We start from the raw sequence: 12487 nt of genomic DNA, 5'->3' as shown, positions 1-12487 counted from the left end.
GCCGTCAACGGCGATTACCCGGCAACGGCCCGCAGCAAACGTTTACGTGCGGGCGGAATCGCGCAGATTTCGAGGCCGGTAAAGACATGCAAAGTGTTCATGTGACGGTCAACGACTGCGTGGTCACTGACCCAGCCGCCCATCATCAGGTAAGTACGCAGCAAAGGGGGCATGCGCATCATGGCTTTTTTGGCATCCGGGCGCCGACGCAATCTCGCGGCGAACCGGAAAACATCTGGGGCCTTGACCCGTGGCAACCAGCGTTTCGGGGCCAAATGGCGATGTTTCAACATCGCAAAAGCATCAAGATATTCCGCCGTCTCTGTACCCGCAAACGATGAGCAGCCAAACAGCATCTCAACATTATTCTGATCGACAAATGCAGTCATCGCCCCCCAGGCAACACGCAGAATGTCTGGGTCGTTTTGACCAGGATGCACGCAAAAGCGCCCCATCTCGACCATACGCCCCTTAAACCCTTCAAGTGCCGAGAGGTCATAGAACTGGGCGGAATAGCTTTGGCCAATCTCGGCCCCGCGCTCCATCATCAACATGCGAAAGCAGCACATGAGTTTACCGTTGGCACGCATATCCTCGACCAGAATATGCGTACAACGGCTGTCGAACTCATCCTGATCAGGCTGATCAGTCCCGAAAGCCAGTGTTCGAAGACACTGCGCCGCGGCAACATCCTGCGGTGTTTGCGCCTGACGCGCACGGTACCGGCCCTTGCCGAGCAATAGTGCCATGGTCGCATCCTCCTGGGTTGCTGACCTGTTTCGTCTTGCAGGGTCAATAACACAGGATTTGTGACCGCCCTGTGAAGTTGACAAGACGTGACTATGAATTAGTTGGTCGCGCCAGGAATGTTTGCCGGGTTGAAGTTGCCGATATTGCCAAGCAGCTGCCGCAGGAACCCACGGTTCTGAACTGAGGATTCGGTAATACGACGATCCAGCGTCACGACGTTTCCATCCTCAAGGCCAAAGCGTTCAATATTGCGCACAACACCCCGGTCATCGAAGCTGATCGCCACAAGCTCGCGCGAGACGATTTTCGGTCGTTTCGGACCATAATGACGAACGCGTGATGTCACATAATAAAAGCCGGAATCGCGAACGACACCTGAAGTACTGGGCGCGCCAACGGATTCGAGTACGCTTTCACGTGTATCGACACCCACCTGAATCTCGGCCAGGTCCTCGGCTGTGGGGACATATCCGTGTTTCTTGAAGACCGGAGCACACGCACCAGCAGCGGTCAGACAGGCCGCAAATACGAGCGTTCTGGACGCTGGTTTCAACCTGCTCATAACTTTCAACATTCACACCCTCTTGCCTTGGGACCGTGCGGCCCCTATCCGATTACATCAAACCGCCACCCCGGTTCAACACACGAAAGGGCCACGTATGAGCAACCAGACATCTTTACGGGTCGCCGACCTGCCTCAGAACGCACCGACGCCCTTTGAAATTCGCCCTGACGCGCAGGAGTTGGATGTCTTAAAGAACGAGTTGAGCCTGCTTGGGCTGCGTAAGCTGAGTTTTGTCGGCGAGGTGCGTGCGCATGGAAAGCGTGATTGGGCGCTTTCAGGAAAACTGGGGGCAACCGTGATTCAACCCTGTGTCGTGACGCTGACACCGGTTACCACGCGGATCGACATTCCGGTGACCCGGATGTTTCTGTCAGATTGGACAAACCCTGACGAGGAGGAGTTCGAAATCCCGGAGGGTGACGAATCTGAACCGCTAGGGGCCGAAATCGCTCTGACCGAGGTCATGTCCGAAGCGCTGGCGCTTGCCCTGCCCCAGTATCCCCGGAAAGAAGGTGCCGAATTGGAACAGGCGGGCTTTACCGAACCCGGCAAACAGGCAATAACGGATGAAGATGTCAAACCCTTTGCGGGCTTGGCCGGGCTGCGCGATGCACTGAAAAAAGACGAGTGACACGGGCCTGAAATCCTGTCATAGCAGGCGCTCAGAAAAATCGCTTGAACATGCTGAGAATCGCAGTATTTTCGCGCGCTCATCGGAATTTGGGTTGGACATTGCGGGGCCCGTCCCCTAAACGCGCGTCAAACCACGAGAAAAACGAAGAATGAAACCTGGCCCGCAGCGAATCTGCCGGCCCTTAGTAGACAAAGGTTGAGACCATGGCTGTCCAACAGAACAAAGTTTCCAAGTCGCGTCGCAACAACCGCCGCGCGCACGACGCTCTGGTTGCTGCAAACCCGAACGAATGCGCCAACTGTGGTGAGCTGAAGCGCCCGCACCACGTCTGCGCGTCCTGCGGCCACTATGATGACCGCGAAGTCGTCGCTCAGGCCGACGAAATCGACCTGGACGAAGACGCGGCCTAAGCCCTAAAAGCGCAGGCCAAGCATGACAGAACAGCCCACGCACGCCGGACGGATTACCATCTCGGTTGACGCAATGGGCGGAGATTCGGGGCCCGCTGCTGTTGTGGCGGGGATCGCCAAATCGGCGGATAAGAACCCCGATATCGCGTTCATCTTGCACGGGCCTGAGGCCATGTTGCGCAAACTTGTCGCAAAACGGCGTGTCCTGAACGGGCGCGTCGTTTTTCGTGATTGTCCCGATGTGGTCACGATGGAGGACAAGCCCAGCCAGGTCGTCCGGCACGGCAAGCAAACTTCGATGTGGTCCACACTGGAGTCAGTACGTCAGGGTGAAGCCCATGGCGCGGTCTCCTGTGGCAATACCGGCGCATTGATGGCCCTGTCGATGATGCGTCTACGTAAGCTGCCGGGAGTAAACCGCCCGGCAATCGCTATTTTGTGGCCCTCGCGCAATCCGCAGGGTTTCAATGTGATGCTGGACGTAGGCGCCGATGTGCGCGCGGACGCCAAGGACCTGCTGCAATATGCTTTGATGGGTGCCTCTTATGCCCGAAACGGCATGGCGTTGGAACGTCCCCGGATCGGCCTTTTGAATGTGGGCACCGAGGAACATAAAGGGCGCGCCGAGCTAAAAGAAGCGCATGGCATGATCTCGGATTTTGCGGATCAGGCCAGCTTTGACTTTGTGGGTTTTGTCGAAGGCAGCGACATCCCGGGAGACAAAGCCGATGTCATTATAACAGACGGATTTACAGGCAACGTCGCCATCAAGACCGGAGAAGGCACAGCCAGCCTGATCGGAGATCTTCTGCGCGAGGCGTTCAAATATTCTCCGCTCTCACGACTGGCCTCGATCCTTGCAATCACATCTTTGCAGCGGTTGAAGAAACGAATTGATCCTCGGCGCGTGAATGGTGGGGTTTTCCTTGGCCTGAACGGAACCGTCGTCAAATCACATGGTGGTGCAGACTCGACCGGCGTGTCAGCCGCTGTAAAGCTGGCCTTTACCCTGGCCGAGTCCGGCTTCGCCGAAAAATTGGCAGCACGGGTTGCATCGACAGCCGAGCTTGCACAAGATGCCGCAGACACGCCGTCGAAGGCCGGTGAATAACAAAAAAGGCAGTACCCCAGCATGGCAGGCCGTTCAATTATAGTTGGTGTCGGGCACTATTTGCCAGAGCGCATCGTCCCGAATTCCGAGTTCGAAGAAACGCTCGATACGTCTGATGAGTGGATACGGACACGTTCCGGGATCGAACGCCGGCATTTTGCAGCGGAAGACGAAACCACTTCGATTATGGCCACAAAGGCTGCCAGTGCCGCACTGGCCGATGCGGGTCTGGAGGCAGATGATATTGATGCGATTATTCTTGCAACATCGACCGCTGACCTGACGTTTCCCTCTGCCGCAACAATGGTTCAATCGCAGCTTGGCATGACCAAAGGCTTCGCCTTTGACGTACAGGCGGTTTGCGCCGGATTTGTCTATGCCATGACCAATGCCAATGCGCTGATCGTATCAGGCCAGGCCAAACGCGTACTGGTCATCGGCGCCGAGACGTTCTCTCGTATCATGGACTGGACCGACCGGTCGACCTGCGTTTTGTTCGGCGACGGCGCCGGAGCGATAATCCTTGAACAGCATGAGGGCGCGGGAACCTCGGACGATCGGGGCATACTGGCAACCGACCTGAACTCGGACGGGCGCTATAAGGACCTGCTCTATGTGGATGGAGGCGTCTCGACCCAGTCCACAGGCTATCTGCGGATGAAAGGAAACCAGCTGTTTCGGCAGGCAGTTGAACGTCTGACCTCTACCGCAGAAACCTGCCTAGAGAAGGCTGGGTTAAGTCACAAAGATGTGGATTGGATCGTACCGCATCAGGCAAACATTAGAATCATCCAGGGCACAGCCAAGAAATTGGGCGTTCCTATGGAACACGTTGTCGTTACCCTGCAAGACCACGGAAATACCTCGGCTGCATCGATTCCCCTGGCAATGTCTGTTGCGAAACAGCGTGGGCAGTTCAAACAGGGTGATCTGCTGGTCACAGAGGCAATCGGAGGTGGATTGGCCTGGGGCTCAGTCCTCTTGCGGTGGTAACAAGCGCAATTCAGCTTACACACTCGCCCGCAATTCATTGATATTGACAGCGAATTTGCCCTGACCCTATGCTCTGATAGCAACAGGGGAATTGGCATGAGCGACAAAACACTGACCCGAATGGATCTGAGCGAGGCCGTATTTCGTGAAGTTGGCCTTTCACGCAATGAAAGCGCGCAACTGGTCGAGAGCGTTCTGAACCATATGTCCGACGCATTGGTGCGCGGTGAACAGGTGAAGATCTCGTCTTTTGGAACTTTCAGTGTTCGGGACAAGACAGCTCGTATCGGCCGCAATCCCAAGACAGGCGAAGAGGTTCCAATTCAGCCTCGCCGTGTTCTCACCTTCCGCCCGTCGCATCTGATGAAAGATCGCGTCGCCGCAGGGAACCGCAAATAAGATCAGGACGGCACGAATATGAGCAAGTCCCCAGACGCCTTTCGCACCATCAGTGAAGTTGCGGACTGGTTGGGTGTGCAGCCGCATGTTCTGCGATTCTGGGAAAGCCGCTTCAATCAGGTGAAACCGGTAAAACGGGCGGGCGGGCGCAGATATTACCGCCCCAACGACATGCGCCTGCTGGGCGGCATCAAGAAGCTTTTGCATGAGGATGGGATCACCATCAAAGGCGTACAGCGCATCTTGCGTGAACAGGGCGTGGCGCATGTTTCTTCGGTGTCCCAGGGCCTGGATGAAATGGCGAATCTTGAACCCACACCCGATGCAAATGTCGTTGTGCCATTCACGGCCAAGCCAGCCCCCCCGCAAGAGCAGATACATCTGGATCTAGGCGACGCTCAAAAACCCGAACCGACCCCTGCCCCCGCTCCGCCAAAAGCTGAGCCTGCGGCCCAAGCCCAGCCGTCCTATCCCGACGCCTCGCCCTTGTTGGGTGGGATCGCGACACTGGCCTGGACCCGAGACGCATTCGATGACCAGTTGCTCAGCCAGATAGCGCCCATCGCGCAAGAGCTGCGCAGCGTGTTGAACCGAATAGAAAACCGATCAGCGGGATAAGAAAAAAGGCGATGATTTCCTCTTGCCCCCGCCGGGAAAGTCTTTATGAACACCTCAACGTCGGGCTATGGCGCAGCCTGGTAGCGCGTCCGTCTGGGGGACGGAAGGTCGCAGGTTCGAGTCCTGCTAGCCCGACCAAATCACACCGACGTTTATGGCACACAGGCCAGATCCCGCTCTGGCATCAGGGGGGATCGGAATGACCGGCGTATGCCCGAACCAGCAGATAGAGGCGATGATCGCTCGCAGTGAGATTACCGCAAGCCCAGAGGTCATCCCCGCCCAGATTCAACCCGCCAGCCTTGATTTGCGTTTAGGTACAGTTGCTTACCGGGTACGTGCCTCGTTTCTGGCAGGCGAAGGTCGCACCGTAGCCGAACGTTTGTCGGAATTTGAGATGCACCGCATCGATATCTCTGAAGGTGCTGTGCTGGAAAAGGGCTGTGTCTATCTAGTGCCGTTGATGGAATCGCTGGCCCTGCCCCAGGGGCTGAGCGCGGCCGCCAATGCAAAAAGCTCGACCGGGCGGCTGGACCTTCTGACGCGCACGATCACCGATGGCGGGACCGAGTTTGACCGGGTGCCTGCAGGCTATACCGGCCCCTTGTATGCCGAGATCTGCCCCCGCTCATTCTCGGTTCTGGTGCGTCCGGGAATGCGGCTGAACCAGATCAGGTTCCGGGAGGGTCAGGCCGTGCTGAGCGATACCGATCTAAGCGCCCTGCACGCCGAATCCCCGCTGGTCGATGGCCCCGCTGTCATTCAAGACGGGCTCGGGTTCTCGGTGGACCTGCGGCTGCCCGACACCAATTTGGTGGGCTACCGCGCCAAACCTCATACCGGTGTGATCGATCTGGACCGGATCGGCGAATACGACCCGCAGGAATATTGGGAAGAGGTGCGCACCACCGATGGGCGCATCATCCTCGACCCCGGTGCGTTTTACATTCTGGTCAGCCGCGAGGCGGTGCATATCCCGCCGATGTATGCGGCTGAAATGGCCCCCTATCTGGCGATGGTCGGGGAATTCCGGGTGCATTATGCCGGTTTCTTCGATCCCGGTTTTGGCCATGCCGCCGCAGGTGGCGAAGGATCACGCGGAGTGTTGGAAGTCCGCTGTCACGAGGCCCCATTTGTGTTGGAGCACGGCCAAGTCGTCGGGCGGCTGGTGTACGAGCGGATGTCAGAAATGCCCACGCAGCTTTATGGTGCGGGCATCGCCTCGAACTATCAGGGACAAGGATTGAAACTATCCAAGCATTTCAAAACGGTAACCTGATCAGAACCGGATAAACCGACGCATCTGATTGGCCACTCGCTGGGCTTGACGCATATTTTGACGCTGGCGGTTTCCACCCGCCTGCAACTGGCCAGACGCATCAGAGCTCTTATCCGGTTGCTGCTCTTGCCCCGGCTTCTGGCCCACGCGGCTGGCCATGTCGAACCCCTTATCCACCCCTTTGGTGACAAGCCGCCGCATGATCTGTCGCACAATCATGTCAATGATCCGATTGGCATTCATTGCTCAACTCCGATTTCCAGGCTTCTAAATAGTCGATTTGTGCGGCAACAAAAGGGCCGCGTGATCACTCTTCCTCGAACAGTTCGGTTTGATCTTCGTCTTCCTGCCCCTCTCCCAGTGGGATCGTTCCCGGAGGTGGTCTGTTCTCCAGCAAACCGGCAGCGCGCAATTCTTTCAACCCCGGCAAATCTCGGGCGTTCTCCAGCCCAAAGTGATCCAGAAACTGCGGAGTCACCACGAAAGTCACCGGACGGCCCGGCGTCATGCGACGACGACCCAGTCTGATCCACTCCATCTCCAACAGTTGGTCGATGGTCCCGCGCGAAACCGATACGCCGCGAATTTCTTCGATCTCGGCACGTGTACAGGGTTGGTGATATGCCACAATCGCCAGCGTTTCGATCGCGGCCCGGCTGAGCTTGCGGGTCTCAACCGTTTCTTTTTGCATCAGAAAACCCAAGTCTGGGGCAGTGCGAATGGCCCAGGATTCACCAACCTGAACCACACGAACACCACGCCCTTCATAGCGTTTCTTAAGCATTTCCACCGCCTGTGACGCGTCGCTGCCATGGGGCATCCGCACTTCAAGATCGGCAATCGTCACCGGCTCGGCACTGGCGAATAACACGGCCTCAACCATGCGTTCCTGCTCGGCCATAGGCGGGGCTTCGAACAGGGTGCCGGTACCTTCTTCCTGAGGCGCGTCAGTCACGGGATTGGGTCCTCTTGCGTAGTTGTATCGGAGCAAAAGTTTCGCTCTGCTGTATTTCCATATGCCCTTCTTTCACCAACTCAAGTGAGGCCGCAAAAGTAGCCGCCGTCGCGGACCGCCTGCGCACCGGATCGGCATCCCAGCCTTCGGGCAGATAGGTCTCCATATCCGTCCAGGCTCCTGCAAAGCCGATCAGCGGGCGCATACGTTCCAGCGCCTGTTCCATCGTGAATACGGCGTCACGGTCCATGACAAAGGGGCGGAATTCGTCGCGGGTACGAATGCGGGCATAGCCCTGCATCAGGTCCAGCAGCGTGGCGGAATAGGTCACGGTGCGGATGCGCGTGACATCCTCGCCCTGCCCACGTTTGAAGAAATCGCGCCCCAGCTGATCGCGCCCCATCAATCGGGCGGCAGCATCGCGCATGGCCTGAAGCCGCTCTAGCTGAAACGCCAGATGCGCGGCCAGTTCTTCGCCCGAGGGGCCTTCGTCATTCGGATCCGGAGGCAGCAGCAAGCGCGATTTCAGAAAGGCCAGCCATGCCGCCATCACCAGATAGTCGGCGGCCAATTCGATCCGCAGCGCCCGTGCCTTTTCAACAAAGGACAAGTATTGCTGCGCCAGCGCCAGAACCGATATTTTGCGCAGATCTACCTTTTGCGTGCGGGACAGCATCAGCAGCACATCGAGCGGGCCTTCAAACCCGTCGACGTCTACGATCAATGCCTCTGCCGCAAGGCGATCCGCGACCGAGACGGGGTCTTCGCTAAAAAGATTATCCGACATACACCTGCCCGCCCATTAGGCGAGAAAGTTCGGCTTCGGCGGCTTGGATGTCAAGTTCCTGCGGGGCTTTGCGCATCGCCAACGCCCGTTCAGCGCGTTTCTGTGCCTGTTCGGACATCTTTTCGGCGGTGCTCAGCACCTTAGCACGGGCATCAAAAGAGCCGTTGCAGTACAAAACCACATCGCACCCTGCAGCTAGCGCCTGATTGGCAATCTCTTCTGGATTTCCGCTGAGGGCCTTCATCGAGATATCATCCGTCATGATCAGCCCGCCAAACCCGATCGATTTGCGGATCAGGCTGATCATGGTCCGAGAAATCGTAGCAGGTTGAGGGTCAATCCGGTCATAGACCAGATGCGCCGTCATCCCCATTGGCAGATCGTTCAACTCCCGAAACGGGCCGAAATCGGCCTCGGTCAGGTCCTCTTGCGCCAGATCGACATGGGGCAGGTCATGATGGCTGTCCAGCGTGGACAAACCATGACCCGGCATGTGTTTGAGCACCGGCAATACACCGCCATCCAAATGCCCCTCGGCAACCGCACGACCGATCCGGGAAACCATTTTGGGATCAGACCCATAGCAGCGGTTTCTAAGGAACGGATGCGTTTCGTTCCGGGCCAGATCCACCATGGGGGCGCAGTTGCTGTCGATCCCAAGCTCGAACAATTCATTCGCGATCAGGCGATAGCGCAGATACATAGCACGTTCGGCTTGCTCTCCGCTCTGGGCCACGTGATCCAGCGGCGGCATCCATTCCCGTGCCAGCGGTGTGCGCAGTCGTTGCACGCGTCCACCCTCTTGATCAACAGTGATCGGGCAGTTTCGCCCCACAGCCTCGCGGAAATCGTCGCATAGGGCGCGCACCTGATCCGCAGACTCGATATTACGGGCGAACAGAATGAACCCGAATGGGTTCATCTCTCGGAACAGTTTTTTCTCGTCAGACGTCAGGCGCAGACCTTCAGCGTCGGTAATGACTGCGCCGAAACTCACCGCGCGGCAACCGGAATGCAATCAGCGCCTTCGGCCTGCAAAGCGGCACAGAATTGGCGCGAGTCGCTCAGATCGTCAAACCCCAGAACCCGAAGACGATAGAAGGTTCGCCCACCGCTTGAGGTTTTCTGTATAACACGCTGTTTTCCATCCATATAATCCCCGAATCGTCCATTCATTCGATCCCATTCCGAGCGCGCGACGTCCGAATTTTCATAGGCGCCAAGCTGGGCCATACGGGTGCCCTTGGTCAGAGTTTCAGGATCCACATCCAAGCCGACCGCAGCTTTGACCGCCGCGTTGATCGCGTCTTCGGTAGTGCTGTTTGACGTAATCGCGCTGCGCACACCACCAGCGGGGCGCAGGACCGGGCGCAGCGACCGGCGCACACCTGGCAAAGCTGCCAGTTCTGGGTCCGGTTGCGATGCAGCCAGATCAGCCGGATCAATAGCAGGCTCTTCCTCGGGGATGGTCAAAGAGGCCAACTGAAAACTTTGCTCGCCAACCTGATCGGAATTTTCCGCCTCTCCCGCCAGTTCAGCAACCAGTGTATCAACCGCGCCCTGGCGCATCTGTGTGGCCGTCCGGTCAGAGACGTTTTCCTGGATCACATGTACGGCAGGTATCGGTTGCAACGGTGCCACCGGAGTATCTTCATCTGTCAGGGAAACCGGGCGCGGTGCAAGGATCAGCCGATCAGCAGGCGGCGCTGCTGTGCCCACTGCCGCAACCGTGTTCACGGCCAAACCCTGATGATCAGCCGGGGTGCCACCCGGGCTATCCGGCTGAATACGCATTGGTCCATCTAAGGACCGAACAACCGGTACGCCACTGACATCGCGCATTACCAAATTGTAACCCCAAACACCGATGCCAGCGACCAGCGCCAAAGATGCAACAGCACCCAGAGCACTAACAATACGACCAAAACCCGCAGGATGGGGCGTTTCGTCATATCCGTGCAAGTCATTAGGGAGGTCATACCCATCCTGAGGATGAGCTTGATTCGTATAATGCATCTGCTCGGGGCGCATTTGCCCCGGGTAATCGTAACTTGCCATGTCCGCCTCACCGCCCGTTTAGCGCCGAAAATAAGGCGCGCGGGTCATTTCTTGCCTACCTCGTACCGGCGGTTCGGACGGTGTTGTTCACCGCATCTCCTGCGCCGGGGTAACGCCAAGAATACCCAAGCCTGCTGAAATCACAACAGAAACGGACCGGGCCAGTGCGATTTTTGACTGGCTTGTGGCAACATCGCCATCCTGAATAAACCGCAGCTGGGTTTCATCGTTGCCCTTGTTCCAAAGCGCGTGGAAATCCCCTGCAAGTTCATACAGATAGAAGGCAACGCGGTGGGGTTCATTGGTACGTGCGGCGATCTCAACCAGACGCGGCCATTCGGCCAGCTTCTTGGCAACAGTCAGCTCAGAGGCATGGTCGATCTTACCCAGATCGGCGCTTTTAAGCGCTGGGTCCTGCGCGTCGATCCCGGCCTCAGCTGCACGGCGCAGAACACTCATCACGCGGGCATGGGCATATTGGACGTAGAAAACGGGGTTCTCGCGGCTTTGTTCCAAGACCTTGTCAAAGTCAAAATCCAGGGCAGCGTCATTCTTGCGGGTCAGCATCACGAAACGGGTCACATCCGGGCCAACCTGATCGACCACATCACGCAATGTGACGAAGTTCCCTGCCCGCTTGGACATCTTGAACGGCTCGCCGTTCTTCCACAGTTTCACCAGCTGGGTCAGCTTTATATCCAGCGGTACCTTGCCATCGGACAGAGCCGACACGGCCGCCTTCATCCGTTTGACATAGCCACCGTGGTCAGCGCCGAACACATCGATCAACGCGTCAAACCCACGGGTCACTTTGTCATAGTGATAGGCGATATCCGGGGCAAAATAGGTCCAGCTCCCGTCCGATTTCTTGACCGGGCGATCCACGTCGTCGCCATGCTCGGTCGATTTGAACAGGGTCTGCTCACGTGGTTCCCAATCTTCGGGCTTTTTGCCCTTGGGCGGTTCCAGCACGCCCTCATAGATCAGGCCCTTGTCGGTCAGGGATTGCAACGCAGCTTCAATCCGACCCGTGCCATAGAGCGACTTTTCCGAGAAGAACACATCCATCTCAACGCCCAGCGCCTTCAGGTCGGCACGGATCAGGTCCATCATCGCTTCTGTCGAAAACTCGCGCAGATCCTCCAGCCAGTCGCTTTCCGGCTTGTCGATCAGGCTGTCACCGTATTTCTCTTTCAACGCCTCGCCAATCGGGATCAGATAGTCGCCAGGATACAGGCCCTCGGCGATCTCGGGGCTCAGCCCGTTGGCCTCGCGGTACCGTTCATAGGCCGAGCGCGCCAACACATCGACCTGCGCACCGCCATCGTTGATATAGTATTCACGGGTCACGATATGGCCGGAATAGGCCAGCAAGCTTGCCAGCGCATCGCCAAACACCGCGCCCCGCGTATGACCCACATGCAAGGGGCCGGTCGGGTTGGCCGAGACGTATTCCACGTTCACCTTCTGCCCATGCCCCATGGTCGAGCGGCCATAATCCGTGCCCTGTTGCAGCACCGCAGCCAGAACACCCTGCCAGACTGATGGCGCCAACCGCAGGTTCAAGAACCCCGGCCCGGCAACCTCTACACTTGTGATCCGATCATCCTCTGCCAGCTTTCCAGCCAGCGCATCGGCAATGTCGCGCGGCTTCATCTTGGCGGGCTTTGCCAGCACCATCGCCGCATTCGTTGCCATATCGCCATGCGCCGCATCACGTGGAGGCTCGACCGCCACGTTGTCAAAGCTCAACCCTTCGGGCAGCACGCCTTCGGACTGCATCTGTGCCAACGCGTCCAGCACAAGGCTGCGGATCTCGGAAAACAGGTTCATTTCGAATGTCCTTTTGCTTGCCCGGCGGTTTACCACGCAACACCGCAAGGTCAATGGAGGCATTCAATTTGCGCTTGGATAAAGACCTCTCCCCG

Annotated in this window: 15 protein-coding genes and 1 tRNA gene; 8 read left to right on the top strand and 8 right to left on the bottom strand. The window is 57.7% G+C overall.

Annotation, left to right across the window (positions count from 1 at the left end):
• Positions 1–14 precede the first annotated feature (14 nt).
• Positions 15–749 carry a GNAT family N-acetyltransferase gene (locus tag AC2FIP_RS01785; RefSeq protein WP_496784972.1) on the bottom strand — a complete coding sequence of 245 codons (735 nt, stop codon included), beginning with the start codon at positions 747–749 and terminating at the stop codon, positions 15–17.
• Between the two features lie 98 nt (positions 750–847).
• On the bottom strand, positions 848–1324 hold the full coding sequence (locus tag AC2FIP_RS01780; protein WP_142633360.1) for an outer membrane protein assembly factor BamE: 477 nt from the start codon (positions 1322–1324) through the stop codon (positions 848–850).
• 85 nt (positions 1325–1409) lie between these two features.
• Here AC2FIP_RS01780 and AC2FIP_RS01775 point away from each other — a divergent pair, with 85 nt between their 5' ends.
• The 8 genes from AC2FIP_RS01775 (at position 1410) to AC2FIP_RS01740 (ending at position 6759) form a co-directional block, all read left to right on the top strand.
• Positions 1410–1946: a YceD family protein gene (locus AC2FIP_RS01775; RefSeq protein WP_496784970.1), complete on the top strand. Its 537-nt coding sequence runs from the start codon at positions 1410–1412 to the stop codon at positions 1944–1946.
• Positions 1947–2152: 206 nt separating this feature from the next.
• Complete coding sequence (gene rpmF, locus AC2FIP_RS01770; protein ID WP_037316137.1) at positions 2153–2359, top strand: 50S ribosomal protein L32; 207 nt, start codon at positions 2153–2155, stop codon at positions 2357–2359.
• A gap of 22 nt (positions 2360–2381) precedes the next feature.
• Positions 2382–3470: a phosphate acyltransferase PlsX gene (gene plsX, locus AC2FIP_RS01765; RefSeq protein WP_142633356.1), complete on the top strand. Its 1089-nt coding sequence runs from the start codon at positions 2382–2384 to the stop codon at positions 3468–3470.
• A 21-nt stretch (positions 3471–3491) separates the two neighbouring features.
• On the top strand, positions 3492–4463 hold the full coding sequence (locus AC2FIP_RS01760; RefSeq protein ID WP_271947477.1) for a beta-ketoacyl-ACP synthase III: 972 nt from the start codon (positions 3492–3494) through the stop codon (positions 4461–4463).
• Positions 4464–4559: 96 nt separating this feature from the next.
• Positions 4560–4862 carry an integration host factor subunit alpha gene (ihfA, locus tag AC2FIP_RS01755; protein WP_037316145.1) on the top strand — a complete coding sequence of 101 codons (303 nt, stop codon included), beginning with the start codon at positions 4560–4562 and terminating at the stop codon, positions 4860–4862.
• Positions 4863–4880: 18 nt separating this feature from the next.
• Positions 4881–5480, top strand: coding sequence for a MerR family transcriptional regulator (locus AC2FIP_RS01750; RefSeq protein ID WP_496701226.1), 600 nt, complete (start codon positions 4881–4883; stop codon positions 5478–5480).
• Positions 5481–5541: 61 nt separating this feature from the next.
• Positions 5542–5618, top strand: a tRNA-Pro gene (locus AC2FIP_RS01745).
• A 61-nt stretch (positions 5619–5679) separates the two neighbouring features.
• Positions 5680–6759, top strand: coding sequence for a 2'-deoxycytidine 5'-triphosphate deaminase (locus AC2FIP_RS01740; protein WP_496784969.1), 1080 nt, complete (start codon positions 5680–5682; stop codon positions 6757–6759).
• On the opposite strand, the gene AC2FIP_RS01735 is transcribed toward AC2FIP_RS01740, so the two are convergent.
• The 6 genes from AC2FIP_RS01735 to argS all read right to left on the bottom strand — a co-directional run bounded on the left by AC2FIP_RS01735 (position 6760) and on the right by argS (position 12392).
• The gene (locus tag AC2FIP_RS01735; RefSeq protein WP_496784967.1) at positions 6760–7002 is read right to left on the bottom strand and encodes a hypothetical protein; all 243 of its coding nucleotides are present in this window, start codon (positions 7000–7002) and stop codon (positions 6760–6762) included.
• 64 nt (positions 7003–7066) lie between these two features.
• Positions 7067–7714, bottom strand: coding sequence for an SMC-Scp complex subunit ScpB (scpB, locus tag AC2FIP_RS01730; protein WP_281994496.1), 648 nt, complete (start codon positions 7712–7714; stop codon positions 7067–7069).
• A complete protein-coding gene (locus AC2FIP_RS01725; protein WP_142633343.1) occupies positions 7707–8501 on the bottom strand; it encodes a segregation and condensation protein A in 795 nt (264 codons plus the stop codon). The genes scpB and AC2FIP_RS01725 overlap by 8 nt, the downstream gene beginning before the upstream one ends.
• Complete coding sequence (nagZ, locus tag AC2FIP_RS01720; protein ID WP_496784966.1) at positions 8491–9498, bottom strand: beta-N-acetylhexosaminidase; 1008 nt, start codon at positions 9496–9498, stop codon at positions 8491–8493. Before nagZ ends, AC2FIP_RS01725 begins: the two co-directional genes overlap by 11 nt.
• Positions 9495–10559, bottom strand: coding sequence for an SPOR domain-containing protein (locus AC2FIP_RS01715; protein WP_496784965.1), 1065 nt, complete (start codon positions 10557–10559; stop codon positions 9495–9497). Before AC2FIP_RS01715 ends, nagZ begins: the two co-directional genes overlap by 4 nt.
• 87 nt (positions 10560–10646) lie before the next feature.
• On the bottom strand, positions 10647–12392 hold the full coding sequence (gene argS, locus AC2FIP_RS01710; protein WP_496784963.1) for an arginine--tRNA ligase: 1746 nt from the start codon (positions 12390–12392) through the stop codon (positions 10647–10649).
• Positions 12393–12487 lie beyond the last annotated feature (95 nt).

The sequence above is a fragment of the Ruegeria sp. CDSB114 genome (assembly GCF_059611025.1).
Note: the sequence above shows the minus strand (reverse complement) of the source record. Positions and strands in the feature narration are given on the sequence as shown.

Coding starts and splice junctions, on each gene's coding strand:
- AC2FIP_RS01785 (WP_496784972.1), bottom strand. CDS start 749: ATGGCACTATTGCTCGGCAAGGGCCGGTACCGTGCGCGTCAGGCGCAA.
- AC2FIP_RS01780 (WP_142633360.1), bottom strand. CDS start 1,324: ATGTTGAAAGTTATGAGCAGGTTGAAACCAGCGTCCAGAACGCTCGTA.
- AC2FIP_RS01775 (WP_496784970.1), top strand. CDS start 1,410: ATGAGCAACCAGACATCTTTACGGGTCGCCGACCTGCCTCAGAACGCA.
- rpmF (WP_037316137.1), top strand. CDS start 2,153: ATGGCTGTCCAACAGAACAAAGTTTCCAAGTCGCGTCGCAACAACCGC.
- plsX (WP_142633356.1), top strand. CDS start 2,382: ATGACAGAACAGCCCACGCACGCCGGACGGATTACCATCTCGGTTGAC.
- AC2FIP_RS01760 (WP_271947477.1), top strand. CDS start 3,492: ATGGCAGGCCGTTCAATTATAGTTGGTGTCGGGCACTATTTGCCAGAG.
- ihfA (WP_037316145.1), top strand. CDS start 4,560: ATGAGCGACAAAACACTGACCCGAATGGATCTGAGCGAGGCCGTATTT.
- AC2FIP_RS01750 (WP_496701226.1), top strand. CDS start 4,881: ATGAGCAAGTCCCCAGACGCCTTTCGCACCATCAGTGAAGTTGCGGAC.
- AC2FIP_RS01740 (WP_496784969.1), top strand. CDS start 5,680: ATGACCGGCGTATGCCCGAACCAGCAGATAGAGGCGATGATCGCTCGC.
- AC2FIP_RS01735 (WP_496784967.1), bottom strand. CDS start 7,002: ATGAATGCCAATCGGATCATTGACATGATTGTGCGACAGATCATGCGG.
- AC2FIP_RS01725 (WP_142633343.1), bottom strand. CDS start 8,501: ATGTCGGATAATCTTTTTAGCGAAGACCCCGTCTCGGTCGCGGATCGC.
- AC2FIP_RS01715 (WP_496784965.1), bottom strand. CDS start 10,559: ATGGCAAGTTACGATTACCCGGGGCAAATGCGCCCCGAGCAGATGCAT.
- argS (WP_496784963.1), bottom strand. CDS start 12,392: ATGAACCTGTTTTCCGAGATCCGCAGCCTTGTGCTGGACGCGTTGGCA.